Raw genomic sequence first — 24536 nt, 5'->3', positions numbered from 1 at the left:
TTCGAGAAGCGAGGTGAGTCATGAGAGGTGCGAAGCCATTGCTGCGCTTTGGCGCGGTGTTCCTGTCGCTGGCGGTGGCCGCCGCGGCCCACGCCGCGGCCAAGTTCCCGCAGGAAGGTATCTGGCGCGGCGAGTTCACCGTCGACGGCGACCCGATCCCGTTCAACTTCGAGGTCAAGGGCACCGACGCCAAGGACGCGAAGTTCAGCCTGATCAACGGCAGCCGCCGCGACAACTTCGTGGTCGAGCGCGTGTCCGAGGACACCCTGTCGGTGCCGATGAACACCTACGACGCGGCGCTGGTGTTCACCGTGGTCGACGGCAAGACCCTGCGCGGCGAGTACCGCGACCTGGTGCCGCACCGCCAGGGCGCGCGCAACATCCCGTTCGTCGCCGAGCATGGCAAGGCCTGGCGCTTCGTCGAGCCGGGCCAGGACGTGGCCGCCGGGGCCGACCTCAGCGGCAAGTGGGCGGTGCAGCAGTTGGACAAGTCCGCGCGCGCGGACAAGCGCGACCAGGTCGCCCTGCTCGACCAGGACGGCAACCACCTCGGCGGCGTGTTCATGACCGTGGTCGGCGACACCCGCGAGCTGGAAGGCACCGTGCAGGGCAACCGCTTCTGGCTGTCGCACTTCAGCGGCCCCAGCCCGCGCCTGATCAAGGGCACCATCGACGAGGACGGCAACATCCAGGGCGCGTTCGGCAGCGGCATCTACAACGTGGTCCGCTTCGAGGGCCGCAAGGACGCCAATGTCGAGCTGCCCGACCCGTACCAGTTGACCTTCCTCAAGGACGGCCAGAAGACCATCGACTTCACCTTCCCGGACCTGCAGGGCCAGCCGGTGTCCCTGCGCGACGACAAGTACCAGGGCAAGGTGGTGATCGTGGAGGTGATCGGCACGTGGTGCCCGAACTGCACCGACCAGACCTACTTCCTGTCGCCGTGGTTCAAGCAGAACCGGCATCGCGGCGTGGAGGCGGTGGCGGTGGCCTTCGAGCAGGAGGACAGCTTCGCGTATTTCCAGAAGGTGCTGGGCAAGTTCAAGCAGTACTTCGACATCGAGTACGACATCGTGTTCGGCGGCCTGGCCGACAAGAAGGTGGCCACCGAGAAGCTCCGGGGCCTGAACTACATGGCCGCGTTCCCGACCACGATCATCATCGACCGCAAGGGCGAGGTGCGCGAGATCTACACCGGCTACACCGGTACCGTCACCGGCGAGTACTACGCGCAGTACGTGGCCAAGTTCAACGCGCTGCTCGACGAGCTGCTGGCCGAGCCCGACCCGTACGCGCGCACGGCGCAGGACGCCGGCGGAGCGGACGGCGTGGACGCACCGCCGCGCCTGGCGGCGGCGCACTGACAGGCACGATCCGCCGCCAGCCGGCGGCGGACCCCACCGAGGCGATACGGATGAAGGGCAAGAGCATGCAATGGCGGCAACGGCGCGGGCCGGCAGGGATCGCGCTGGCGCTGGTGCTGGCGGCCGCGGCGTTGCCGCTGCGGGCGCAGGACGCCGGCGAGCTGGAATGGCAGTGGCGCGCCGAACCGGTGGCCGGGACGCACGACGTGGAGCTGGTGTTCACCGCGCCGATCCGGCACGGCTGGATCGTGTACGGCTCGGACTTCGAGGCCGGCGACTTCGGCCCGCGCCCGGCCAGGGTGGCGGTGCACGCCGGTGGCGAGGTGCTGCAGCCGGCGCGGTCGGTGGGCGCGCATGCGCGCAGCGACCGCAACTTCGCCGGCGAGTACCGCTACACCTACTTCGCCGATGCGGCCACCTTCCGCCAGCGCGTGCGGGTGGAACCCGGGGCCAGGGAGGTCAGCGGCGTGCTCAACGGGCAGAGCTGCCACGAGGAAAGCGGGTTGTGCACGCTGTTCAGGGCGCCGTTCGCCGTCGCCCTGGAATGACCCAGGCCGTCGCCGTCCCCTCCCCGGAGCCCCCGTGTCCGCACGCCTTCCCCTTCCATTCGCCGTCGCCCTGGCCACGGCCGCCATCCTGGCGGCCCCGTGGCTGGGGGCCACGTCGCAGGACGCGCCGCTGCCGCTGCCGGACGATCCGCGCCAGGCGCGCGCCGAGCTGGGGCGCAGGCTGTTCTTCGACCCGGTGCTGTCCGGCGACCGCACGGTGAGCTGCGCCTCCTGCCACAAGCCCGAGCACGCCTTCGCCGACGACGTGGCGGTCAGCCCCGGCGTGGCCGGCCGCCTGGGCACGCGCAACACGCCGACGGTGATGAACAGCGCCGGGCGCACTTCCATGTTCTGGGACGGGCGCGCCGAGACCCTGGAGGACCAGGCGATCTTCCCGATCGAGAACCCGCTGGAGATGGACCTGCCGATCGCCGACGCGCTGCGGCGGCTCAACGACGATCCCCGCTACGCCCAGGCCTTCGAGGCCGCCTATGGCGGACCGGCGACGGCCCGCACGCTGGGCCGCGCGCTGGCCGCCTACCAGAAGACCCTGGACACCACCGACTCGCCCTACGACCGCTACGCCCAAGGCGACGACGCGGCCATCGGCGCTGCGGCCAAGCGTGGCCGGCTGCTGTTCATCGGCAAGGCCAAGTGCGCCGAATGCCATTCCGGCGAGGACTTCACCTCCGACCGCTTCCGCAACATCGGCCTGTTCAACCGCGGCTCGCTGGACGACCGCGGGCGCGGCGCGATCACCGGCGATCCGGCCGACGACGGCCAGTTCAAGGTGCCGTCGCTGCGCAACGTGGCGGTGACCGCGCCGTACATGCACAACGGCATGTTCGCCCGCCTGCGCGAGGTGATCGAGTACTACAACGACCCCGACCGGGTGGTGCCGGACGCGCACGGGCGCGATGCCTCGATGCAGGCCGCGCTGCAGCTCACCGCGGACGAGATCGACGACCTGGAGAGCTTCCTGGTGGCCCTGACCGACGACCGTTTCGCCGCCGCTGCCGGCCGCGGAGCGCGGCGATGACCCGGCCGGCGCCGCGCGCCGTGGCCCGGGCGCTGGCGCTGCTGGCCGCGCTGCTGCCGGTGGCCACGCTCGTGCTGCCGGCGCGCGCCCAGGCCGGCGCCGGGCAGGACGGCCTGCTGCCGGTGGGCGAGGCCTTCGCCCTGCAGGTGGCGGCGGACGGCACCGGCCTGCGCCTGGACTGGCGCATCGCCGACGCCTACTACCTCTATCGCGACCGTATCCGGGTGGAGGTGCTGGACGGTGGGCGCGAGGCCACGCTGGAGTTGCCGGAGGGTGCGAACAAGCAGGATGAGTATTTCGGCCAGGTCGAGGTCTACCGCGAGCGCGTGTCCGCGCGGCTGCGGCTGGCGCCGGCCGCGGACGCCACCGCGCCGGTGCGCCTGCGCGTGGTTGCGCAGGGCTGCCACGAGGTCGAACCGCTGGTCTGCTATCCGCCGCATGCGGCCACGTTCGTGCTGGACGGCGGTGGCGTTCGTCCGGAGGCCACGCGCGCCGCACCATCGTCCGCTGTTTCTTCCGGGGGGGCGCCGACCATCGCCTCCCGCACCGGCGCGGCGCCGTTGGCCGGCATCCTGCTCTCGGCGCTGCTGGGCGGGCTGTTGCTCAACCTGATGCCGTGCGTGCTGCCGGTCCTCTCGCTGAAGGTGCTGTCGCTGGCCGGGGCGGGCGTGGATGCCGCGCAGGCGCGCCGCCGCGCGCTGGCCTATACCGTCGGCGTGCTGGCCAGCTTCGTCGCCGTCGGCGCGCTGGCCCTGGCCGCGCGCAAGGCGGGGGTCGGCCTGGGCTGGGGCTTCCAGTTGCAGCAGCCGGTGGTCGTGGCCGTGCTGGCCTACGTGATGCTGGCGCTCGGGCTGGCGTTGTCCGGGGTGGTCCTGTTCGCCACCCGGCTCGGCGGCGTCGGCCATCGCCTGGCCACGCGCGAAGGCATCAGCGGCGATTTCTTCACCGGGGTGCTGGCGGTGGTGGTGGCCAGTCCGTGCACCGCGCCGTTCATGGGCGTGGCCCTGGCCGCCGCCTTCGCCCTGTCCGGCGCGGTCGCCTTGCTGGTGTTCCTGGCCCTGGGCCTGGGGCTGGCGCTGCCGTTCCTGCTGGTCGGGTTCGTGCCGGCGCTGTCCTCGCGCCTGCCGCGGCCGGGCGCGTGGATGGAGACGCTGAAGCAGGCGCTCGCGTTCCCGCTGTATGCCACCGCCGCCTGGCTGGCCTGGGTGCTCAGTCGCCAGCACGGCAGCGATGCGCTGGGCTGGTTGCTGGCCGGCCTGCTGCTGCTGGCCCTGGGGCTGTGGGCCAGCGAACGCCTGCGCTACGCGCGCTGGCCGGCGCTGCGCCCGCTGGCGCTGGCACTGTCGTTGTTCGCGCTGTGGCCGTTGTGGCAGATCCATCGCCTGCCGCCGCCGGCACCGGCGGGCACGCAGCAACTGGCCGACGACGGCAGCGTGCCGTTCTCGCCGCAGCAACTGGCGCGGTTGCGCGATGGCGGCCGCACCGTGTTCGTGAACATGACCGCCGACTGGTGCGTGACCTGCAAGGCCAACGAGCGCCGGTTGTTCGCCACCGAGGATTTCCGCCAGGCCCTGGCCGGGCACGACGCGGTCTACGTCAAGGGCGACTGGACCCGGATGGACCCGTCGATCACCCGCTTCCTGGAACAGCACGGCGCGGTCGGCGTGCCCCTGTACGTCGTGTTCCGCCCTGGCCAGGCCGAGGGCGCGGTGCTGTCCACCGTGCCCACCCGCGCGCAGGTCGAGGCCGCGCTGCAAGGAGACAGGATTTGAAGACCCGGCACACCATCTATGTATCGCGCCGCTGGCTGCGCGCCTGCGCCGCCCTGCTGGTGTCGCTGACCACGCTGGCCGCGGTGGCGGCCGCGGGCGAATTGCGCCTGCCGGACCTGGACGGCAAGACCCGCAGCCTTTCGCAATGGCGCGGGCAGCCGGTGCTGATCAACTACTGGGCGACCTGGTGCGGCCCGTGCATCAAGGAGATGCCCGAGCTGGACGCCTTCGCCGGCACCCAGTCGCGCGCCGGTGGCGTGCAGGTGGTCGGCATCGCCCTGGACGAGGCCAGCAGCGTGAAGGCCTACCTGGCGCGCAAGCCGGTCCGCTACCCGGTCCTGGTCGAGGCGGTCGAGTACGGCGACAGCGGCAGTTCCGCCCGCTACGGCAACGCGCACGGCGTGCTGCCGTACTCGGTATTGCTCGATGCGCAGGGCCGGGTCGTGCGCAGCAAGGCCGGCCCGCTGACGGCCGCCGAACTGGCCGCCTGGCAGGGCGCGCTGCACCGCTGACCCTCAACCCACCCCTCCACCCACCGCTCCGGAGATCTCCGCATGACCCTGCATCGCCTGCTCGCCGCCGCCGTCCTGCTCGCTTCCAGCGCCGCCGCCTTCGCCGCGCCGGTCGGCTACACCATCGACCCGACCCATACCGACGTGCTGGTGAGCTGGGACTACCTCGGCTTCGCGCGCCCGTCGGCGCGGCTGGAGGCCACCGGGCGCGTGGTCTACGACGCGGCCCGTCCGTCCGCCTCGTCGGTCGAGGTGACCCTGCCGATCGCCAGCTTCGACGGCCACGTCGACCGCCTCAACCAGCGCGTGCAGCGCGAGGACTATTTCGATGCGGCCAACCATCCGCAGGCGCGTTTCGTCAGCACCTCGGTCGAGGTCAAGGGCGACCGCCTGCGCGTGAGCGGCGAGCTCACCCTGCGCGGCGTGACCCGGCCGGTGGTGCTGGACGCGGCGATCAACAAGGCCGGCGCGCACCCGGCCAAGAACGCGCCGGCGCTGGGCCTGCAGGCAAGCACGAAGATCAAGCGCAGCGATTTCGGCCTGGTCCAGCAATTGCCCAACATCGGCGACGAGCTGGAGATCCGCATCCAGTTGCTGGCGGTGGCCGAGGCCGGCGCATGAGCCTGCGCGCGTGCGCGGCCGCGCGCGCCTTCGCCGGTGCGCTGCTGCTCTGGACGGCGGCGCTGGCCGCCGCGATCCCGGCGGGCGGCCCGGAAGCCGGCGCGCCGGCGCCGGACTTCGAGCTTCCCGACCAGCACGGCCGCGTGCACCGCCTGCAGGATTACCGCGGCGGCTGGCTGGTGCTGTACTTCTACCCGAAGGCCTTCACCCCCGGCTGCACCGACCAGGCATGCGCGTTCCGCGACGACATCGTCGCCCTGCGCAAGGCCGGGGCGAAGGTCGTGGGCGTGAGCCTGGACGAGGTCGCCTCGCAGGCGGAGTTCGCCGAGAAGTACCAGGTGCCGTTCCCGCTGCTGTCGGATGCGGGCAAGGAGACGGCGCGGCGCTACGGCGTGCTCGCCTGGCGCGAGGGCCGCGGCGACTACAGCCGCCGCGAGACCTTCCTGATCGATGCAGGGGGCACGGTGGTGCGCCGTTACCGCGACGTCGACCCGCAGGCCAACGTGGCCCAGGTGCTGGCCGACATCGGCCGTGCCGGCGCGGCCGGCGGCTGACCCGGGAGGCGGGCGGCCGCCACGCGCTCAGCGGCGCCGGGCCAGGAAAGGATTGCCCTGGTCGCGCCAGTGCGGGACCGCCTGCGGCAGCTCGCCTTCGGCCTCGATCGCCCGGCGCACCGTGCGCGCATCGGCGCCCGGCAGCATCTGCGCGATCAGGTCGGCGGTGTGGTCGCGCAGCAGGCGGTCGCGGCGCAGCAGCAGCCAGGTGGTGCAGGTGGGCAGCAGGTGGTCGGTCGGCAGCACCGCCAGGTCGTCGCCCTCGATCGCTTCCATCGCCATCTCGGCGACGATGCCGATGCCCAGGCCGTTGCGCACGTAGGTGGCGATCAGGTCGGCGTCGCGCGCGGTCATCGCGATCTGCGGCTCCAGGCCCGCGGCCTCGAACGCGCGCTGCAGCGAGGAGCCGCGTTCGCGGCTGGACTCGTAGCTGACCAGCGGGTAGTGCACCAGGTCCTCGAGCTGCAGCGGCCGCCCCAGCCGGGTCAGGCGATGGCGGGCCGGCACGATGGCCACGCGCTCCCACTGGAACAGCGGCAGGCGGATGTCGGCGGCCGGCGCCGCGCCGCTGCTGCTGACGATGGCCAGGTCGGCCTCGCCGCGCGCCAGCCGCGCCAGCGATTCGCCATCGCCGCCCGGCGCCAGGTGCATGGCGATCTTGGGATAGCTGCGCTTGAGCCGGGCCAGCATCACCGGCAGCACGTGCCGGGCCTGGGTGTGGGTGGTGGCGATGTGCAGCTCGCCTTCGGTTTCCCGGCGCAGGTTCTCGCTCAGCGCGCGGATGTTGCCGGCATGCGCCAGCAGCGGGCGCGCATGCTCCAGCACGCGGGCGGCGGCGGGGGTGAGCGCGGACAGGCTGCGCGCGCGCCGGGTGAACAGCAGGAAGCCCAGTTCGTCCTCCAGCAGCTTGATCTGCTTGGACAGGCCCGACTGGGTCGCATGGACCTTCTTGGCCGCCAGGGTGATGTTCAGCCCGGCATCGACGATCGCGGTGAAATAGCGGAGCTGGGTGAGGGTCATCGCCGCGCGGTCTTGGATATGCATGCCATCCACCGCAGTCTGGCACAGCGCGATGCGCGCGCATCCGCCGGCGGGATGCCGGATGCTCATCACGAAATGAGCATCCGGACTATGCGCCGGCCGCCGCGAAAAGCGCGAAAAAAAAGAGCCCGGCATGCGCCGGGCTCCGGGGACTGGCGTGGGGGAGGGAACACGCCAGAAAGGTTGCGCAGGCCCGGGGCAGGGGAGAGAGGACCGCCCTGAACCTGCGCGTCGAACGCGTGCGGATCACCAGGTGAAGCGCGGGCCCACGAACCACTGGGTGTCGCCGTCGACGAACTTCACGTCGCCGCTCACGCCCCAGTTCGGGTTGAACTTCACCTGCGCGCCGAGGCGGCCGTAGAACTCGCCGTCGTACTCGTCGCCGTCTTCGTAGCCGGCCATCGCGTAGCCTTCGAAGTTGCGCGCCAGCGCGCCGCGCACGCCAACCTCGGCGCTCCAGCCGTCGTAGTCCAAGCCGCGGCCGGCGTCGAACTTCTCGTAGGCCACGCGGGTCACCAGGTCGGCGCGCGGGGCGATCTCGCGGTTGTAGCCCACGCCGACGCGCCACTGGTCGAAATCGATGGGGGTGCGGTCGATCTCCTGGTTGCTGTAGCTGCCGAACAGGTGGAAGTTGGGCGCGATGGCGACCGAGCCGTCCACGCCCCAGCCGTCGGCGTCGCCGCCGTCGGTGTCGGTGGCCGCATAGCCGCCCTGCACGTAGTTGTAGGACACGCCCTCGGCGGCGGAGGCGGCGAAGGGCAGGGTGGCCAGCAGGGCCAGGGCGAGCACGGAAGTGTTCTTCTTCATAGGGGGTTGACTCGCTTTCTAGTTGTTGTGGTTGTCTCGGCCCCGATGCATTCCTCCGCGGGGGAGGGGTGCCGGAGGGCATGTGGATTATTCGAGAACCACGGCAACCTCGCCTGAATTCAGAACTGACCGGTACATGAATTGCGGCGGCGATCCGGGAACTTTCAGGCCCGGATGCCCGGGCCGAACGCAAACGCAAGGCCGCGCCGATGCGTCCGTCACGGACGGCATCGGCGCGGCGATGGACGTCCTCGCGCCGCCGCGCGGCTCAGGCGGCCTTGCGTTCCCGCGCCGCGCGCTGGTTGCCGCCCTGCTCGGCCAGCAGGGTTAGCTTCTTGTCGGTCGCCTTCTCTTCCTCAAGGGTGTCGAGCAGCAGCGGCAGGGCGTCCTTGTAGCCGAGCTGCTTGGACAGGGCGGCCAGGGTGCCGTAGGCGGCGATCTCGTAGTGCTCCACCTTCTGCGCGCCACCGATCAGCGCCGCGTCGCGCAGCGGGCCGGCCTCGATCGAGTCGATGATCTCCTTGCCTTCTTCCACCAGGCCCTCCATCGCCGCGCACTTGATCCGCTTGAGGCGGATGTCGAGGATCTCGACGATGCGGTCGATGCGCTCGATCTGGCCTTCGGTCTCGGCCAGGTGGGTGCGGAAGCCGTCCGCCAGGGCGGGATCGTCGGCCGCGCGCGCCAGCCGCGGCAGGGCCTTGGTCAGTTGCTTCTCGGCGCTGTAGATGTCGGACAGTTCGTGGACGAACAGTTCTTCGATGGTCTTGATGCTCATGGCGTGTTCCCGGGGGGTCGGTCGGCTGAAGGGGCGTTCCAGGGGGGACGGAACGCGGCCCACGCTAGCGACGCGCGCATTGGCGCCGGGTCCATTGCCGGTGAAGGGGATGTTCAACCCAGGGGCGGGCCGCATGGCCGGTGCGTCCGTTCAGCGGATGCAGCCGGCACGGCACGACGGGGCCGGCCGCGCGTCCGGGCCTGTCGGGCCGCGCGCATTCGCCGCACGGCCCATCGCGCCCCCGGCCGCAGGCGGTTCCCACGCCCCACCATCCGGTCGCTGCGCGGGTGTTTCAGTGCGCCCGTGCCACCGCCTCGGGCACCGCCGCGGGGGCGTAGCGGCGCAGGTAGTCCATGTGCGTGGGCAACCGGCGCACGGTGCCTTCCACATAGCGGCGGTTGTCGTCGAGGAAGCGCTTGAGTTCGGCTTCCTCCAGCGCGTCGGCGGCCGGGTGGTATTCGCGCGGCTCGATGCCCTGGCCCAGCAGCACCTGGACCCAGGAATCCTCGGCGAACAGTTCGCCGGGCACGTGGAACACGGTGCCGGTCTGGCGGAACAGCTCGATGCGATGGCGCAGGGTGTCGGGCAGCGGCATGTTCGCCACGTATTCCCAGTAGGGCGTGTCGCGGCGCTCGGTGGCGTGGTAGTGCAGGACCACGAAGTCGCGCACGTGCTCCAGCTCGTCGGCCATGCGCCGGTTGTACTCGTCGATGCCCACCTGGCGGATCACGTGCGGGAACGACTGCACCAGGCGGGTGATGCCGCGCTGGATGAGGTGGATGGTGGTGGACTCCAGCGGCTCGATGAAGCTGCCGGCCAGGCCCAGGGCGACGCAGTTGCGGTTCCACAGTTGCAGGCGGCGCCCGGGACGGAAGCGCACCGGCCACGGTTCCTTGATGATTTCGCCCTCCACGCTGGCCAGGAAGTGCGCCTTGGCCTCGTCGTCGCCGACGTGGCGGCTGGAGTACACGATGCCGTTGCCGACCCGGTGCTGCAGGGCGATGCGCCACTGCCAGCCCCACTTGCCGGCGATGGCGCGGGTGTAGGGCACCGCGTCGCGCACGGCGGTGGTCTGGGCGGCGATGGCGCGGTCGTTGATCAGCCAGTGCGACCAGTCCTCGAAGCCGACCCCGAGGGTCTTCTCGATCAGCAGCGCGCGGAAGCCGGTGCAGTCCACGAACAGGTCGCCCTCGACCCGTTCGCCGTGCTCCAGGCGCAGGGCGGTGACGAAGCCCGATTCCGGGTCGGTCAGGACCTCGACGATCCTGCCCTCCACCCGCCGGCAGCCGTGGCGCTCGCTCATCGCGCGCAGGAAGCGCGCGTACAGGCTGGCGTCCAGGTGGTAGGCGTAGTGCATGCGATGGTCGGGCAGGTGCGCGAAGCGCGCTTCCAGCGCGGCCTGCAGCTCGATGCAGTATTCCTCGTAGCCGCCGGCCAGGCCCAGTTCGCGCCCGCGGCGCCAGAAATGCTGGAAGCCGGCGCTCCAGTGGTCGCGGCCGGTGTTGCCGAAGGCGTGGATGTAGCGGTGCGCCTGGGTGCGCCAGTTCTCGAAGGAGATGCCCAGCTTGATCGTGCCCTGCGCGGCCGCCAGGAACTGGCGCTCGTCGATCTCCAGCAGGCGGTGGAAGGTGGTCAGGCTGGGGATGGTGGCCTCGCCGACGCCGACGGTGCCGATCTGCTCCGATTCGACCAGGACGATCTCCAGTGCCTCGCCCAGTACCTTGGAGATGGCCGCGGCGGCCATCCAGCCGGCGGTGCCGCCGCCGGCGATCACCACGCGCCTGACCGGCCGGTCGGGCACCGCGGCGACATCGTTCGCGTTCATGGTGTCTCCCGTTCCCCCGGGAAAAGGCGGACCGCCGTAGGGGGACGGCGGTCCGGGAAAGCCGCCGCCGTGCCGGGAGAGGTCACGGCGGCGGGTGCTGAGGACGCTTCGATCAGAACCTGTAGCGCAGGCCGAACATGTAGCGCGGCCCCAACTGGGTGATGTTGTGCAGTTGGCGGCTGTTGCGGCCGTGGGCGCGGGTGCTCTCGTCGGTGATGTTGATGCCCTCCACCGACAGCGACAGGTGGTCGTTGACCTGGTAGCTGACGTTCAGGTCGATCTGGCCGTAGGCCTCCACGTAGGTCGGGGTCGAGCCCAGGCCGGCCAGGAACTTGTCGCGCCAGTTGTAGGCCGCACGCACCTGCCACGGGCCCTTGTCGTAGAAGCCGACCAGGTTGGCCGTATCGCTCAGGCCGGTCATCGCGAACTGCGTGCCCAGGCGGCCGGCATCGTAGGTCAGGCCGGAGTCGACCAGGGTGTAGTTGGCCGCCAGGCCGAAGCCGGAATCGCCGAACACGTGCTGGATGTTGAATTCCCAGCCGTCGAGCTTGTCGGAGCGGTTGTTGACCGGATAGTCGATCTTGAAGTCGGCCAGCGGGTCGCTGGGCAGGCCGCTGATCGATCCGGCGGCGGCGTCGACGCCGGGCTGGCCGTCGTAGTTGGCGAAGATGTAGTCGCGGATGCACACGCGGTTGGCGGGCGTGCAGCCGGAGGCGATCGCCGCGTCCCAGTAGGCGCCGCCGGACGGCGTGTGCAGGTTGGGATACGGCGTCTGGGTGCTGACCTGGCGGGCGATGAAGTTGTCGATCTTCTTGTGGAAGTAGCCCACCGACAGGTAGCTCGAATCGCCGTAGTACCACTCCCACGACAGGTCGATGTTGCGCGATTCCAGCGGCAGCAACGCCGGGTTGCCCGAGCCGCCGTTGCCGCCGTCGTAGCGGGTCTGGCCGCCGACGCCCAGCGCCGGGTTCAGATCGCCCCAGTTGGCGCGGCCGATGGTCTCGCCGTAGCTGGCGCGCAGCTTCATGTCGCCGGTCAGGTTCAGGGCGATGTCCAGGTTGGGCAGGACGTAGTCGTACTTGCCGCCCAGGGAGCGGAACTCCGAGCCGCTGTAGCGGATGACGAACTCGTTCTCCGAGATCCAGTCGATGCCCGACGGCGCCGACTGCTGGGCCGAGGCTTCCACCTCGGTCTTCTCCCAGCGCACGCCCGCGGCGATGTCCACCGGCATCGCCCAGTCGAAGGTGCTGCTCCACTGCAGGTAGACGCTCTTGGACTTCTCGCGCACGTGGCTGACCGAGTTGGAGCGGTTGGCGGCGGTGCCGGGTACCTGGGTGCCGGCGAAGCTGTAGTCGAAGGTGGGCCAGTAGTCCGCGGCGATGCCCTTGCCGCTGGCCACCCACGCCTTCTCCGCCAGGTCGCGCATGGTCTTGAAGTCGTACAGGAAGAACCCGTCGCTGAAGGCCGGGTCGTCATGGCCGCTGAGGCCCTTGAAGAAGTCGCCCATGTGGGCCAGCGGCCACACCTCGTCGGGATAGTCGCCTGGATTGGTGGCGCCGCCCCAGGTGTCCAACTGCACGTTGGTGCTGGCCGAGTGGTTCTTGTAGTCGGTCGCGGCCACGCCGAAGTTCAGCTTGGAGTAGTTGCCGAAGCGGAACTCGCCGCTGGCCTGCGCCTGGTCGATCTCGGCGTGCTGGTAGCCGGCGCCGAAGATCGAGCCGGCCACCATCATCATCGATGGGTCGACCTCGGTCATGCCCGGGAGCATGTCGATGGTCAGCACCGGGAAGTCGCGGCTGAAGTCGAGCGTGTTGCCGAGGCGGAAGTTGCCCAGGGCGGCCACCACGTTGTTGGAGCCGTACGGGCCGTCGGGCTCGTTGGTGGCCTCGGAATGGTGGTAGTCCAGGCCCAGGCTGAGGTTGTCGCTCACGTCCCAGGCCAGGTTCAGGCCGACCGAGTCGCTCTTGTAGCGGGTGGCCGTGTCCGAGGCGCCGTTGGCGAAGTCGGTGATCCACGGATAGGACTCGTGCAGCACCTCCGGCGAGGCGCCCGACCCGGAGGTCCAGGTGCTGGAATCGGGGTTGAAGCCCTGCCACACCGACATGTTGTTGGACTGCGCCTGGACCTTGTTCTGGGCGTAGGTGTAGTCCAGGGTGGCGGTCAGGTTGTCGGTCGGCGCCCACTGCAGGGTCACCTGCGCGTTGGTGCGCTGGCGCTGGGTGCGGGTGACCACGTACTCCAGGTTCTGCGGCAGCCCGTAGACGTCGTTGGGGCCGGGGCGGTTGGTGATGTTCTCCGAACCGGGCGTGCCCGGCAGGGGCAGCATCGAGCCGCCGCCCTCGCCGCTGGCCTGCGGGGTGTCGATGAACTCGCGCCAGCCGGCGGCCACGTGGGCCCGGGCCGAGCCGGAGTCGCGCTCCTGGTAGCTGGCGCTGACCGCAGCGCCGAAGCGGCCATCGGCCGAGGTGGTGCTGAAGATGGCGGACAGTTCCGGGGTCACCGTATCGCCGCGCACGCGCTTGGGCATGTCGTCGTCGGAGGTGTCCCACACGCCCTTCATGCCGACGTTGACGCGGGTGCCCGGGTTCTCCAGCGGGCGCGCGGTCTTGATGTTGATGGTCGCGCCCAGGCCGCCGGTGGGGTTCTCGGCGCGGCTGGTCTTGTAGACCTCCACCGCCGAGACCGACTCGGAGGCCAGGTTGCTGAACTCGAAGGCGCGGCCGCCGGTGACGGTCGGCATCTGCCGGCCGTTGAGCAGCACCAGGTTGAAGTCCGGGCCGACGCCGCGCACGGTGGCGCGCGAGCCTTCGCCGTTGTTGCGGTCGATCGACACGCCGCTGATGCGCTGCAGCGATTCGGCCAGGTTGGTGTCCGGGAACTTGCCGATGTCCTCGGCCACGATGCCGTCGACCAGGCCCTGGGAATCGCGCTTGAGGTTCATCGACGACTCGAGGCTGGCCCGGATGCCGGTGACCACCACGGTGTCCAGTTCGCTGATCTCGCCTTGCGGGCCGGCGGCCGCGGACGGCTGCTCCTGCGCGATGGCCGGCGATGCCAGTGCCAGCAGCAAGGCGGTCGTCAACAGCCGCTTCTTGGGTATGGCGTGCAACTGCTTCATGAAACGTCCCTCCCCGGGATACACGAATAGAAATTGAGTTGTCATGGCGCGGACCGTTCGTCTCCGCGCGGCCGCATTTGGAAACAACCGTGACAGCGTTGTCAAACGTAAGGAGGGAATACGACGTAGAAACAAACGATGTACCGCTAACATCGATTCAGGATGGTGCGTTGCAGCAGGAATTTTGCGCAAAACCCCCGAAAATTTAATTCAAGTAATTGATTTTTATATATTAAGTGGAACTTCCAATTCCACCATCCGAGCCCCGCGGCGGACCGTTCCCGCTGTCGTCCGAGCCCATTTCCACCGCCAACAGACGCCAAGGTACTGACAGCGCTGGAAGCAAAAAATGATAACGGTATCTTCTGGTGGACAAGCCACGCCCGGCCGCGCTCCGGCAGGCCGGAGCCGGGGGAAGAGACGCATGCCGGGAAGGGAAAGCCGGCGCTACCGGCTGCCGGCGAAGCCGGCCTGCCGCCAGGCCTCGAACACCACCACCGCCACCGCGTTGGAAAGGTTGAGGCTGCGGTTGTCCGGTCGCATCGGCAGGCACAGGCGCTGGGCCTGCGGCACCGCCTCCAGCACGTCGGCCGGCAGGCCGCGGGTCTCCGCGCCGAACAGGAAGGCGTCGCCGTCGGCGTAGCGGGGCCGGTCGAAGCGGACCTGGCCCCGGGTGCTCAGGGCGAACAGGCGCGGCGGCCGGATCGCGTTCAGCGCCGCCGCCAGGCTGGCGTGCACCCGCACCCGGGCGAACTCGTGGTAGTCCAGGCCGGCGCGGCGCAGCCGCTTGTCGTCCATCTGGAAGCCGAGCGGCTCGATCAGGTGCAGCCGCGCGCCGGCGTTGGCGCAGAGCCGGATCGCATTGCCGGTATTGGGCGGGATCTCGGGCTGGTACAGCAGGACGTCGAAGACGGGCGCGTGCATCCGGCCCATTCTAGCCAAGGGCGCCGTGGGAACCCGCCGCCGCCCGTGACGTCCGGCCGGCGGGTGCGGCATCGCGCGATGGCTACGGGCGCGCCTGCCTGGCCAGGTCCGACGCCAGGTGGGTGGTCAGCGTCCCGGCCTGGCGGGCGGCGAGGGTCGCCGCATGTTCGGCCAGTTGCTTGGCGGTGGGCCGTACGTAGACGGTGGCCAGAGTGACCACGCGCTCGCGCACCGACGCCAGCGCGGCGTGCCGCGGGGCATCGGGGCGGACCTGGACGGTCTCCAGGGTGACGATGTGGTCGACCCTGGGCGTGGCGGCGTCCGGCCGGACCTGGACCGCCGGCAGGTCGACCACGTGGTCGACCCGCAGTTCGGCGGCCGAGGCGAGCAGGGAGGGGGCGGCCAGCGACAGGGCCAGCGCGAGGGACAGGATCTTGGCTGCTTGGGCGTTCATTATGCGTTCTCGTGTTCTTGAGAGGTGGTGTTGTAGTAAAGTAAAACACCAGAACATGGTGAGCGCAAGCCCCTCGACCGCTGCCGGGAGTGCGATTGGGGGTTGGTTCAGCCGGCGCATCCGGCCAGCGCACCCGCCGTGGAGGAGACGCCGGCCCGGCGGCATGCCTTGTGGCCTATGCACGAGGCCGCGGGCGCTGGTTAGGATCGGCCCAACCCCTTTCATGCAAGGAGCGCCACCATGACGGTATCCCGCAGGCCACGTCCGGCCGCCCTGGTCCTGGCCATCGCCGCCTCGCTCGGCCTGGCGGCGCTGGCGCCCCCGCCCGCGAAGGCCAAGGACGCCGCTGCCGGCGCCGCGCAGGCGCTGATCCCCTACGAGGAATTCACCCTGCCCAACGGCCTGCGCGTGGTCGTGCATACCGACCGCAAGGCGCCGATCGTGGCGGTGAACGTCTGGTACCACGTGGGCAGCAAGGACGAGCCGGCCGGGCGCAGCGGCTTCGCCCACCTGTTCGAGCACCTGATGTTCAACGGCTCGGAGAACCACCCGGGCGAATACTTCGAGCCGTTCGAGCTGGTCGGCGCGACCGACATGAACGGCACCACCTGGCTGGACCGCACCAACTACTTCCAGAACGTGCCCACCACCGCGCTGGACCTGGCGCTGTGGATGGAGTCGGACCGCATGGGCCACCTGCTGGGCGCGATCGACCAGAAGACCCTGGACGAGCAGCGCGGCGTGGTCCAGAACGAGAAGCGCCAGGGCGAGAACCAGCCCTACGGCCAGGCCGACGACGAGATCTACCGCGCCCTCTACCCCAAGGGCCACCCGTACCACCACAGCACCATCGGCTCGATGAACGACCTCAACGCGGCCTCGCTGGAGGACGTGAAGCAGTGGTTCCGCGCCTGGTACGGCCCCAACAACGCGGTGCTGGTGCTGGCCGGCGACATCGACCTGGCCACGGCCCGGGAGAAGGCCGCCCGCTATTTCGGCGGCATTCCCGCCGGCCCGGCCCTGCCGCGGGTGCAGGCCGGTCCCGCCCGGCGCGATGCCACGCGCGCGACCATGACCGACAAGGTGCCGCAGGCGCGCATCTACCGCGCCTGGAGCGTGGACCGCTACGGCAGTACCGACCTGGAATACCTGACGGTGCTGGCCCGGGTGCTGGGCGGCAGCAAGAGTTCGCGCCTGGACCGGCGCCTGGTGTTCGACGAGAAGCTGGCCGACAAGGTCAGCGCCTACGTGCAGCCGTTCGAGCTGGCCTCCACCTTCTACGTCAGCGCCGACGTCAAGCAGGGCGTGGACCCGGCCCGGGTGGAGGCGATCATCGGCGAGGAGATCGCCCGGCTGCTGGCCGAAGGCCCCACCGCCGCCGAACTGCAGCAGGCGCAGACCGTACTCAAGGCGCAGGTGGTGCGCGGGGTGGAGCGCATCGGCGGCTTCGGCGGCAAGGCCGATGCGCTGGCCGAATGCGCGGTCTATACCGGCAATCCCGGTTGCTACCGCGACAGCCTGGCGGCGATCGAGCGCGCCACCGCGTCCGACCTCCAGCGCGCCGGCCGTGCCTGGCTGGGCGACGGCTCGCACACCCTGGTGGTGCTGCCGGGCGAGCGCACCGTGCTGGAGGAGGAGCCCTCGCCCACGCCGGCGCCGTTCGATCTGCCCAGGCCGGACGCGAAATACGCCACGACCGATGGCAAGGTGGACCGCAGCGGCGGCGTGCCGATGCCCGAGCGCTTCCCGGACCTGAAGTTCCCGGCGCTGGAGCGGGCCACGCTGAGCAACGGCACCGCGGTGATCCTGGCCCGTCGCGACGCGGTGCCGGTGGTGCAGTTCAGCTACGAGTTCAAGGGCGGTTTCGCCGCCGACCGCGGCCGCAAGCTGGGCACCTCCAGCTTCACCATGGCCATGCTCGACGAGGGCGCCGGCGAGCTGGACGCCCTGGGCTTCGCCAACCGCGCCGAGTCGCTGGGCGCCAGCCTTGCCGCCGGCGCCTCGCTGGACGGCGCCAACGCCTCGCTGTCGGCGCTGAAGGAGAACCTGGACGCCTCGCTGGGCCTGTACGCCGACATGCTGCGGCGCCCGCGCTTCGAGCAGAAGGAGATCGACCGCGTGCGCGCCACCTGGCTGGCCGGCATCGCCCAGGAGAAAGCGCGCCCGAACGGCGCCGCCCAGCGCGTGCTGCCGCCGCTGCTGTACGGCGAAGGCCACCCCTATGCGATCCCGTTCAGCGGCAGCGGCACCGAGGCCTCCATCGCCGCGCTGACCCGCGACGACCTGGCCGCCTTCCATCGCCAGTGGGTGCGCCCGGACGGCGCCACCTTGATCGTGGTGGGCGATACCACCCTGGCGGAGGTGGTGCCGCTGCTGGAGAAGCATTTCGGCGACTGGAAGGCCGGCGCCCCGGCCATCGCCGCCGAGGCGATCCCGGCGGTGCAGCGCCCGGCCCGGCCGGCGGTCTACCTGATCGACCAGCCCGGCGCGGTGCAGGCCACCCTCCTCGCCGGCCAGGTGGTGCCCTCGACCAAGGACCCGGGCAGCATCCGCTTCGACGTGGCCAACTCGGTGCTGGGCGGCGAGTTCTCCTCGCGCCTGAACATGAACCTGCGCGAGGACAAGCACTGGGCCTATGGCGCCTACAGCTTCGCCTCCGGCGCGCTGGGCCAACGGCCGTGGATGGCCTTCGCCCCGGTGCAGATCGACCGGACCGCCGAATCGCTGGCCGAGCTGGACCGCGAGGTGCGCCAGTACGCCAGCGGCAAGGCGCCGCCGAGCGCGGCCGAGGTCGCCAAGATCCAGGCCACCGAGATCCGCAGCCTGCCCGGCGCCTACGAGACCGGTCGCGCGGTGATGGGCGCCATCGGCGGCATCGTCCGCTACGACCGCCCGGACGACTACGTGGTCCGGCGCAAGGCCGAGATCGAGAGCCTGACCGTGGACCAGGTGAAGCAGGCCGCCACCGCCCTGGACCCGGACCGGCTGGTCTGGGTGGTGGTGGGCGACCTGAAGCAGGTCGAGCAGCCGGTGCGCGCGCTGGGCCTGGGCGAGGTTCGGGTGGTGGACGCGGACGGCCGGCCGGCGGCCGCGGCGGAATAGGCGCGGCGTCCGCCAGGCCGGCGCTGCGCATCGGCGACGCTGGCCGAGGCGCAGGTTCGCGCAGGAATGCGCCTCCGGCCCGTCGCCGTCGCCGTCGCCGGTGCGACGGTGCGACGGCGCGGCCGGCCTTTGCCACGGGCTTCCCGCTCGGACATCATTCATCCGTCGGCCGGCAGGCTTGCGGCCGACCGCCTCTTCACCGCCCGGGACCCGATCCATGTCGATTTTCCGCCTGCCCGTCCTGCTCCTCCTGGTCGTTCCCCTGGCCGCCTGCACCTGGGTATCGCTCCAGCCCGAGGCCCGGGCGGTGCGCGTGATCCCCGCCGGGGCGGCGCCGGCCGGCTGCGCCAAGCAGGGCGACATCGAGGTTTCGGTCAAGCACAACGTCGCCCTGTACGAGCGCAATGCGGTCAAGGTCCGCGACGAACTGGAGACCCTGGCGCGCAACGAGGCGCCCGGCCTGGGCGCCAACGTCCTGCAGCCGCTGGGCGAGCCGGCCGCGGGCAGCCAGCGTTTCGCCGCCTGGCGCTGCGCCCCCTGAGAGGCCCGCGCCCCGGCGCTTCCGTACTCGAAGGTGCGGTAACCACGGCCAACCGGTAGAATTGTCGGCCCTTTCGCCGATCGGCGCGCCCCTGCCATGCTTTTCAAGAACGTCTCCATCGCGGGACTTGCGCACATCGACGCGCCGCACACGCTGACCTCGCAGGAAATCAACGTACGGCTCAAGCCGACGCTGGACCGGCTGGGCATCCGCATCGACGTGCTCGGCGACATCGCCGGCATCCACGCGCGCCGCATGTGGGACGACGGCCAGCAGGCGTCCGACGTGGCCACCCTGGCCGCGCGCAAGGCCCTGATCGACGCCGGCATCGGCGTGGAGAAGATCGGCCTGCTGGTCAACACCTCGGTCAGCCGCGACTACCTGGAGCCTTCCACCGCGTCCATCGTCTCCGGCAACCTCGGCGTCGGCGACGAGTGCATGACCTTCGACGTCGCCAACGCGTGCCTGGCCTTCATCAACGGCATGGACATCGCCGCGCGCATGCTGGAGCGCGGGGAGATCGACTACGCCCTGGTGGTCGATGGCGAGACCGCCAACCTGGTCTACGAGAAGACCCTGGAGCGCATGGCCTCCCCGGACATGACCGAGCAGCAGTTCCGCGACGAGATGGCCGCCCTGACCCTGGGCAGCGGCGCGGCGGCGATGGTGCTGGCGCGCCGCGAGCTGGTCCCGGACGCGCCGCGCTACAAGGGCGGGGTGACCCGCTCGGCCACCGAGTTCAACCAACTGTGCCGCGGCAACCTGGACCGCATGGTCACCGACACCCGGCTGCTGCTGATCGAGGGCATCAAGCTGGCCACCAAGACCTTCGCCGCGGCCAAGCTGGCGCTGGGCTGGGCGGTGGACGAGCTGGACCAGTTCGTCATCCACCAGGTCAGCCGCCCGCACACCCAGGCCTTCATCAAGTCGCTGGGCGTGGACCCGAAGAAGGTCATGACCATCTTCGGCGAGCACGGCAACATCGGCCCGGCCTCGGTGCCGATCGTGCTGAGCAAGCTCAAGGAGCTGGGCCGCCTGAAGAAGGGCGACCGCATCGCCCTGCTGGGAATCGGCTCCGGGCTGAACTGTTCGATGGCCGAGGTGGAGTGGTGATGCGGGACGCGCGCCGGAAGTGAGCGCGAGGGCCGGCCCGTCCGGCCCTTCGCACAGGTGGAGGCCATGACGGACTTTCCCGGTTACCCCCCCGGCCCGAAGCGCTTCGAGGTGCGTCCGGGCATCGCCATGTCCTACCTGGACGAAGGCCCGCGCGACGGCGAAGCGATCGTCGCCCTGCACGGCAACCCGTCGTGGAGCTACTACTGGCGCACGCTGGTGGCCGGGCTTGCGGACACGTACCGCGTCATCGTCCCCGACCACGTCGGCATGGGCCTGTCCGACAAGCCGGACGACCGGCTCGCCGCCACGCCGCGCTACGACTACACCCTGCGCTCGCGGGTGGACGACCTGGAGGCGCTGCTGCGCCACGCCGGCATCGACGACGCCACCCCGGTGACTCTGGCCGTGCACGACTGGGGCGGGATGATCGGCTTTGGCTGGGCGCTGGCGCACGCCGCGCAGGTGCGGCGGCTGGTGATCCTCAACACCGCCGCGTTCCCGATGCCGGCGGCCAAGGCGATGCCCTGGCAGATCGCGCTGGGCCGCGACTACTTCGTCGGCGAGGTGCTGATCCGCACCTTCAACGCGTTCTCCGCCGGGGCCTCGCACCTGGGCGTGAGGCGGAAGATGCCCCCCGAGGTGCGCCGCGCCTACGTGGCCCCGTACGACTCGTGGAACAACCGCATCTCCACCGTGCGCTTCATGCAGGACATCCCGCTGTCGCCTAAGGATGCGGCCTGGCCGCTGCTGGAGGCGGCGGGCAAGGCGCTGCCGTCCTTCGCCGACCGCCCGGCCTTCATCGGCTGGGGGCTGAAGGATTTCGTGTTCGACCGTCACTTCCTGGAACGCTTCCGCGCCGACCTGCCGCAGGCGCAGGTGCACGCCTTCGACGATGCCGGCCACTACGTGCTGGAGGACAAGCACGAGGTGCTGGTGCCGGCGATCCGCGCGTTCCTCGATGCGCATCCGCCCACGCCGTAGGCCCGGGCGCACGGCCCCGCCCGCCCGCCGGCCTATGCGGCGATCGGGGTGAGCGGCGGCGAGGAAGGGCTGTTGCCGTTGTCGTCGGGATGGCTGTCGTCGTTGCCGGCGTCGTCGCGCCAGCGCCAGTCGCCGGCGTTCAGCACCGGCAGCCCGTGGGCGAGGCGAGCGCGGTCGCACTGCGGGCTGGGCGCGCCGAATTCCCAGGACGCATCCACCTGCCGGCACACCGACGGGCGATGCGGATGGATGCTGCAGCGCGAGCGCACGCCGATCTCCGCGTCTAGGGCCACGCAGCGCACCGGCGCCGAACGGGTACCGCGCATGCACAGCCGGTGCGGGTCCAAGCGCTCGGTCAGCTCCGCCGGCACCCCGCCCTGGGCGAACTCGTCCGATTCCATCCAGTGGAAGGCGACGCGGTACTGCGTGCAGCAGGCGCCGCAGGTCAGGCAGGGGTGCATGGGAGCCGGGCCTTGCGCGGCAGCAGCGGGGGAAGGATCGCGGATTCTTTTCCGGCCCGGCCCGATGCGCAAGAGGCGGGCCGGGCCGGGCCGGGGCGGCCGGGCGCCGGTGCGGCGGACCGGGCCGTGCCTGTGAATGCCGGCCGGGTTCGGCCATGCACGGCCGCCATGCGCGTGCCGCCGCCCGCCGTGCGGCGCATCTTCCTGGCGCCGCCTGCGCGCGCTGCCCGCCGTGGCCGGCGCGGGCGATAATCCGGGCATGAGCGATCCCTGCAACATCGCCGCGGCGCTGCCCCGGCTGGCGGCCGCGGCGCCGGACCGGGTGGCGATGCACTGCCCCGGGCGCGATGGTGGCTACGCCTTGGTGATGACCTACGCCCAATTGGACGCGCGCAGCAACGCCCTCGCCGCTGGCCTGGCCGGCCACGGCATCGGCCGCGGCATGCGCACGGTGGTGATGGTGCGGCCCTCGCCGGAATTCTTCGCGCTGATGTTCGCCCTGTTCAAGGCCGGCGCGGTGCCGGTGCTGGTCGATCCGGGCATCGACCGGCGCGCGCTGAAGCAGTGCCTGGACGAGGCGCGGCCGCAGGCCTTCGTCGGCATCCCGCTGGCGCACGTGGCGCGCCTGGCGCTGGGATGGGCCCGGTCGGCGCGGTGCCTGGTCACGGTCGGCCGCCGTTGGGGCTGGGGCGGGACCACCCTGGCGAGGATCGAGCGCGCCGGCGCGGCCGCGGGCCCGCAACTGGCCGATACCGCGCCGGACGAGGTCGCCGCGATCCTGTTCACCAGCGGCTCCACCGGCGTACCCAAGGGCGTGGTCTACCGCCATCGCCACTTCGTCGCCCAGATCGACATGATGCGCCAGGCCTTCGGCATCCAGGCCGGCGGCGTGGACCTGCCCACCTTCCCGCCGTTCGCGTTGTTCGACCCGGCGCTGGGGCTGACCTCGGTGATCCCGGACATGGACCCCACGCGCCCGGCGCGGGCCGACCCGCGCAAGCTGCATGCGGCCATCGCCCGCTTCGGCGCGACCCAGTTGTTCGGCTCGCCGGCGCTGATGAAGGTGCTGGCCGACCATGGCGCACCGCTGCCGACGCTGCGCCGGGTCACCTCGGCCGGTGCGCCGGTGCCGCCGGAGGTGGTGGCCAGGATGCGCGCGCTGCTGCCGGACGATGCCCAGTTCTGGACGCCCTACGGCGCCACCGAGTGCCTGCCGGTGGCCGTGATCGAGGGCCGCGAGCTGGAGCGGACGCGCGCGGCCACCGAGGCCGGCGCCGGCACCTGCGTGGGCCGCCCGGTGCCGCCGAACGAAGTCCGGATCGTCGCCATCGACGATGCGCCCATCGCCGACTGGTCCGGCGTGCGCGAACTGGCGCCCGGGCAGGTGGGAGAGATCACCGTCGCCGGCCCCACCGCCACCGACGGCTACTTCAACCGCGAGGCGGCCACGCGCGCGGCCAAGATCGCAGAGCGCCGGGCCGACGGCAGCGTGCGCGTGGTCCACCGCATGGGCGATGTCGGCTACTTCGACGCCGAGGGCCGGCTGTGGTTCTGCGGCCGCAAGACCCAGCGGGTGGAGGCGGCCGATGGCCCGCTGTACACCGAACAGGCCGAGCCGGTGTTCAACGTGCATCCGCAGGTGCGCCGCACCGCGCTGGTCGGCGTCGGCGCGCCCGGCGCGCAGGTGCCGGTGCTGTGCGTGGAACTGGCGCCGGGCGTGCGCGCGGCCGGGTTCGCGCGCATCGAGGACGAATTGCGGCAGATCGGCGCGCGCCACCCGCATACCGCGCGCATCGGCCGGTTCCTGCGCCATCCGGGCTTCCCGGTCGACATCCGCCACAACGCCAAGATCGGGCGCGAGGCGCTGGCGCGATGGGCCGCCGCTTCCACCCCCCTCGCGCGCGGCGCCGGGGAGGGAAACAAACAGGAAGGCGAGGCCCGATGAAGATCCTGGTGACCGGCGGCGGCGGTTTCCTCGGCCTGGCGCTGTGCCGCGGACTGCGCGCGCGCGGGCACGAGGTGGTCAGTTTCCAGCGCCGGCACTCGCCGGAACTGGCCGCGCTGGGCGTGGGCCAGGTGCGCGGTGACCTGGCCGACGCCAACGCGGTGGCGCACGCGGCCGACGGCGTCGACGCGGTGTTCCACAATGCCGCCAAGGCCGGCGCCTGGGGCAGCTACGACAGCTATTTCCAGGCCAACGTGGTGGGTACGCGCCACGTGATCGCGGCCTGCCGCGCGCACGGCATCGGCCGCCTGGTCTACACCTCCACCCCCAGCGTCACCCACCGCGCCACGCATCCGGTGGAGGGGCTGGGCGCGGACGAGGTGCCCTATGGCGAGGACTTCCAGGCGCCCTACGCGGCGACCAAGACCCTCGCCGAGCGCGAGGCGCTGGCCGCCAGCGACGCCGCGCTGGCGGTGGTGGCGCTGCGTCCGCGCCTGATCTGGGGGCCGGGCGATGCGCAGATCCTGCCGCGGCTGGTGGAGCGCTCGCGCGCCGGGCGCCTGCGCATCGTCGGCAGCGGCGACAACCTCGTCGACACCACCTACATCGACAACGCCGCGCAGGCGCACCTGGATGCGCTCGAACGCCTGCAGCCTGGCGCGGCCTGCGCCGGCAAGGCGTACTTCATCTCCAACGGCGAGCCGCTGCCGATCCGCGAGGTGCTCGACCGCCTGCTGGCCGCGGCCGGCGCGCCGCCGGTGACCAGGACGATTTCGTTCAAGGCCGCCTACCGGATCGGCGCGGCGTGCGAGCGGCTGTGGCCGCTGCTGCGCCTGCGCGGCGAGCCGCCGATGACCCGCTTCCTGGCCGAGCAGCTCAGCACCGCGCACTGGTACAGCATGGAGCCTGCACGGCGCGACTTCGGCTACGTGCCGCAGGTGTCCTTCGACGAAGGACTCGCCCGGCTGAAGGAAGCGTGGGCGAGGGCGGGCGCCGTCACCTGACGACGACCGCCGTCCCGGCACCATGCATGGCA

Annotated in this window: 21 protein-coding genes; 13 read left to right on the top strand and 8 right to left on the bottom strand. The window is 71.2% G+C overall.

Annotated features, from left to right (window positions below):
* The first annotated feature begins 20 nt into the window (after window positions 1-20).
* From HNR76_RS09735 to HNR76_RS09705, 7 genes are read left to right on the top strand one after another with little or no spacing between them, the layout of a single operon-like run.
* Window positions 21-1364: a peroxiredoxin family protein gene (locus HNR76_RS09735; protein WP_162310609.1), complete on the top strand. Its 1344-nt coding sequence runs from the start codon at window positions 21-23 to the stop codon at window positions 1362-1364.
* Window positions 1365-1414: 50 nt separating this feature from the next.
* Window positions 1415-1912 carry a disulfide bond formation protein DsbD gene (locus HNR76_RS09730; RefSeq protein WP_246429091.1) on the top strand — a complete coding sequence of 166 codons (498 nt, stop codon included), beginning with the start codon at window positions 1415-1417 and terminating at the stop codon, window positions 1910-1912.
* Window positions 1913-1946: 34 nt separating this feature from the next.
* On the top strand, window positions 1947-2951 hold the full coding sequence (locus HNR76_RS09725; protein WP_162310610.1) for a cytochrome-c peroxidase: 1005 nt from the start codon (window positions 1947-1949) through the stop codon (window positions 2949-2951).
* Entirely contained in the window at window positions 2948-4723 is a 1776-nt protein-coding gene (locus HNR76_RS09720; protein WP_162310611.1) for a protein-disulfide reductase DsbD family protein, read from the top strand. The genes HNR76_RS09725 and HNR76_RS09720 overlap by 4 nt, the downstream gene beginning before the upstream one ends.
* On the top strand, window positions 4720-5235 hold the full coding sequence (locus tag HNR76_RS09715) for a TlpA family protein disulfide reductase (RefSeq protein WP_246429090.1): 516 nt from the start codon (window positions 4720-4722) through the stop codon (window positions 5233-5235). The genes HNR76_RS09720 and HNR76_RS09715 overlap by 4 nt, the downstream gene beginning before the upstream one ends.
* 42 nt (window positions 5236-5277) lie before the next feature.
* Window positions 5278-5856, top strand: a complete 579-nt coding sequence (locus HNR76_RS09710; RefSeq protein ID WP_162310612.1) for a YceI family protein — start codon at window positions 5278-5280, stop codon at window positions 5854-5856.
* Complete coding sequence (locus HNR76_RS09705) at window positions 5853-6410, top strand: peroxiredoxin (protein WP_162310613.1); 558 nt, start codon at window positions 5853-5855, stop codon at window positions 6408-6410. The genes HNR76_RS09710 and HNR76_RS09705 overlap by 4 nt, the downstream gene beginning before the upstream one ends.
* A 27-nt stretch (window positions 6411-6437) precedes the next feature.
* On the opposite strand, the gene HNR76_RS09700 is transcribed toward HNR76_RS09705, so the two are convergent.
* From HNR76_RS09700 to HNR76_RS09670, 7 genes are all read right to left on the bottom strand, one after another.
* Window positions 6438-7454, bottom strand: a complete 1017-nt coding sequence (locus tag HNR76_RS09700; RefSeq protein WP_246429089.1) for a LysR substrate-binding domain-containing protein — start codon at window positions 7452-7454, stop codon at window positions 6438-6440.
* A 243-nt stretch (window positions 7455-7697) separates the two neighbouring features.
* The gene (locus tag HNR76_RS09695) at window positions 7698-8258 is read right to left on the bottom strand and encodes an OmpO family porin (protein ID WP_162310614.1); all 561 of its coding nucleotides are present in this window, start codon (window positions 8256-8258) and stop codon (window positions 7698-7700) included.
* A 268-nt stretch (window positions 8259-8526) separates the two neighbouring features.
* A complete protein-coding gene (locus HNR76_RS09690; RefSeq protein WP_162310615.1) occupies window positions 8527-9033 on the bottom strand; it encodes a YciE/YciF ferroxidase family protein in 507 nt (168 codons plus the stop codon).
* A gap of 292 nt (window positions 9034-9325) precedes the next feature.
* On the bottom strand, window positions 9326-10858 hold the full coding sequence (locus HNR76_RS09685) for a tryptophan halogenase family protein (protein WP_162310616.1): 1533 nt from the start codon (window positions 10856-10858) through the stop codon (window positions 9326-9328).
* 112 nt (window positions 10859-10970) lie between these two features.
* Window positions 10971-13976 (bottom strand): TonB-dependent receptor, encoded by a 3006-nt coding sequence (locus tag HNR76_RS09680; protein WP_162310617.1) that lies wholly within the window; start codon window positions 13974-13976, stop codon window positions 10971-10973.
* A 447-nt stretch (window positions 13977-14423) separates the two neighbouring features.
* Complete coding sequence (gene trmL, locus HNR76_RS09675; RefSeq protein ID WP_162310618.1) at window positions 14424-14900, bottom strand: tRNA (uridine(34)/cytosine(34)/5-carboxymethylaminomethyluridine(34)-2'-O)-methyltransferase TrmL; 477 nt, start codon at window positions 14898-14900, stop codon at window positions 14424-14426.
* Window positions 14901-14982: 82 nt separating this feature from the next.
* Window positions 14983-15354 carry a hypothetical protein gene (locus HNR76_RS09670; RefSeq protein ID WP_162310619.1) on the bottom strand — a complete coding sequence of 124 codons (372 nt, stop codon included), beginning with the start codon at window positions 15352-15354 and terminating at the stop codon, window positions 14983-14985.
* Between the two features lie 240 nt (window positions 15355-15594).
* On the opposite strand from HNR76_RS09670, the gene HNR76_RS09665 reads away from it, so the two are divergent.
* From HNR76_RS09665 to HNR76_RS09650, 4 genes are all read left to right on the top strand, one after another.
* Complete coding sequence (locus HNR76_RS09665) at window positions 15595-18456, top strand: M16 family metallopeptidase (protein WP_162310620.1); 2862 nt, start codon at window positions 15595-15597, stop codon at window positions 18454-18456.
* A gap of 217 nt (window positions 18457-18673) precedes the next feature.
* Window positions 18674-18997 carry a DUF4156 domain-containing protein gene (locus HNR76_RS09660; protein ID WP_162310621.1) on the top strand — a complete coding sequence of 108 codons (324 nt, stop codon included), beginning with the start codon at window positions 18674-18676 and terminating at the stop codon, window positions 18995-18997.
* 96 nt (window positions 18998-19093) lie between these two features.
* Window positions 19094-20110 (top strand): 3-oxoacyl-ACP synthase III, encoded by a 1017-nt coding sequence (locus HNR76_RS09655; RefSeq protein ID WP_162310622.1) that lies wholly within the window; start codon window positions 19094-19096, stop codon window positions 20108-20110.
* Window positions 20111-20176: 66 nt separating this feature from the next.
* On the top strand, window positions 20177-21094 hold the full coding sequence (locus HNR76_RS09650) for an alpha/beta fold hydrolase (RefSeq protein ID WP_162310623.1): 918 nt from the start codon (window positions 20177-20179) through the stop codon (window positions 21092-21094).
* A gap of 32 nt (window positions 21095-21126) precedes the next feature.
* On the opposite strand, the gene HNR76_RS09645 is transcribed toward HNR76_RS09650, so the two are convergent.
* Window positions 21127-21555: a YkgJ family cysteine cluster protein gene (locus tag HNR76_RS09645; protein ID WP_162310624.1), complete on the bottom strand. Its 429-nt coding sequence runs from the start codon at window positions 21553-21555 to the stop codon at window positions 21127-21129.
* A gap of 259 nt (window positions 21556-21814) precedes the next feature.
* On the opposite strand from HNR76_RS09645, the gene oleC reads away from it, so the two are divergent.
* Window positions 21815-23500: an olefin beta-lactone synthetase gene (gene oleC, locus HNR76_RS09640; RefSeq protein WP_162310625.1), complete on the top strand. Its 1686-nt coding sequence runs from the start codon at window positions 21815-21817 to the stop codon at window positions 23498-23500.
* Window positions 23497-24504, top strand: coding sequence for a 2-alkyl-3-oxoalkanoate reductase (gene oleD / locus HNR76_RS09635; RefSeq protein ID WP_162310626.1), 1008 nt, complete (start codon window positions 23497-23499; stop codon window positions 24502-24504). Before oleC ends, oleD begins: the two co-directional genes overlap by 4 nt.
* The last annotated feature ends 32 nt before the right edge of the window (window positions 24505-24536 follow it).

Source organism: Pseudoxanthomonas broegbernensis, assembly GCF_014202435.1.
In the GTDB taxonomy this organism is placed as follows: Bacteria; Pseudomonadota; Gammaproteobacteria; order Xanthomonadales; family Xanthomonadaceae; genus Pseudoxanthomonas; species Pseudoxanthomonas broegbernensis.
This window is presented reverse-complemented; position numbering and strand designations above follow the sequence as displayed.

Excerpts from the sequence above, each read along its gene's own strand:
- HNR76_RS09685 (WP_162310616.1), bottom strand. The coding sequence starts at position 10,858 with ATGAACGCGAACGATGTCGCCGCGGTGCCCGACCGGCCGGTCAGGCGC.
- HNR76_RS09695 (WP_162310614.1), bottom strand. The coding sequence starts at position 8,258 with ATGAAGAAGAACACTTCCGTGCTCGCCCTGGCCCTGCTGGCCACCCTG.
- HNR76_RS09690 (WP_162310615.1), bottom strand. The coding sequence starts at position 9,033 with ATGAGCATCAAGACCATCGAAGAACTGTTCGTCCACGAACTGTCCGAC.
- HNR76_RS09655 (WP_162310622.1), top strand. The coding sequence starts at position 19,094 with ATGCTTTTCAAGAACGTCTCCATCGCGGGACTTGCGCACATCGACGCG.
- HNR76_RS09710 (WP_162310612.1), top strand. The coding sequence starts at position 5,278 with ATGACCCTGCATCGCCTGCTCGCCGCCGCCGTCCTGCTCGCTTCCAGC.
- oleD (WP_162310626.1), top strand. The coding sequence starts at position 23,497 with ATGAAGATCCTGGTGACCGGCGGCGGCGGTTTCCTCGGCCTGGCGCTG.
- HNR76_RS09720 (WP_162310611.1), top strand. The coding sequence starts at position 2,948 with ATGACCCGGCCGGCGCCGCGCGCCGTGGCCCGGGCGCTGGCGCTGCTG.
- HNR76_RS09670 (WP_162310619.1), bottom strand. The coding sequence starts at position 15,354 with ATGAACGCCCAAGCAGCCAAGATCCTGTCCCTCGCGCTGGCCCTGTCG.
- HNR76_RS09700 (WP_246429089.1), bottom strand. The coding sequence starts at position 7,454 with ATGCATATCCAAGACCGCGCGGCGATGACCCTCACCCAGCTCCGCTAT.
- HNR76_RS09735 (WP_162310609.1), top strand. The coding sequence starts at position 21 with ATGAGAGGTGCGAAGCCATTGCTGCGCTTTGGCGCGGTGTTCCTGTCG.
- HNR76_RS09730 (WP_246429091.1), top strand. The coding sequence starts at position 1,415 with ATGAAGGGCAAGAGCATGCAATGGCGGCAACGGCGCGGGCCGGCAGGG.
- HNR76_RS09680 (WP_162310617.1), bottom strand. The coding sequence starts at position 13,976 with ATGAAGCAGTTGCACGCCATACCCAAGAAGCGGCTGTTGACGACCGCC.
- HNR76_RS09705 (WP_162310613.1), top strand. The coding sequence starts at position 5,853 with ATGAGCCTGCGCGCGTGCGCGGCCGCGCGCGCCTTCGCCGGTGCGCTG.
- HNR76_RS09665 (WP_162310620.1), top strand. The coding sequence starts at position 15,595 with ATGACGGTATCCCGCAGGCCACGTCCGGCCGCCCTGGTCCTGGCCATC.
- HNR76_RS09645 (WP_162310624.1), bottom strand. The coding sequence starts at position 21,555 with ATGCACCCCTGCCTGACCTGCGGCGCCTGCTGCACGCAGTACCGCGTC.
- trmL (WP_162310618.1), bottom strand. The coding sequence starts at position 14,900 with ATGCACGCGCCCGTCTTCGACGTCCTGCTGTACCAGCCCGAGATCCCG.
- HNR76_RS09660 (WP_162310621.1), top strand. The coding sequence starts at position 18,674 with ATGTCGATTTTCCGCCTGCCCGTCCTGCTCCTCCTGGTCGTTCCCCTG.
- HNR76_RS09650 (WP_162310623.1), top strand. The coding sequence starts at position 20,177 with ATGACGGACTTTCCCGGTTACCCCCCCGGCCCGAAGCGCTTCGAGGTG.
- oleC (WP_162310625.1), top strand. The coding sequence starts at position 21,815 with ATGAGCGATCCCTGCAACATCGCCGCGGCGCTGCCCCGGCTGGCGGCC.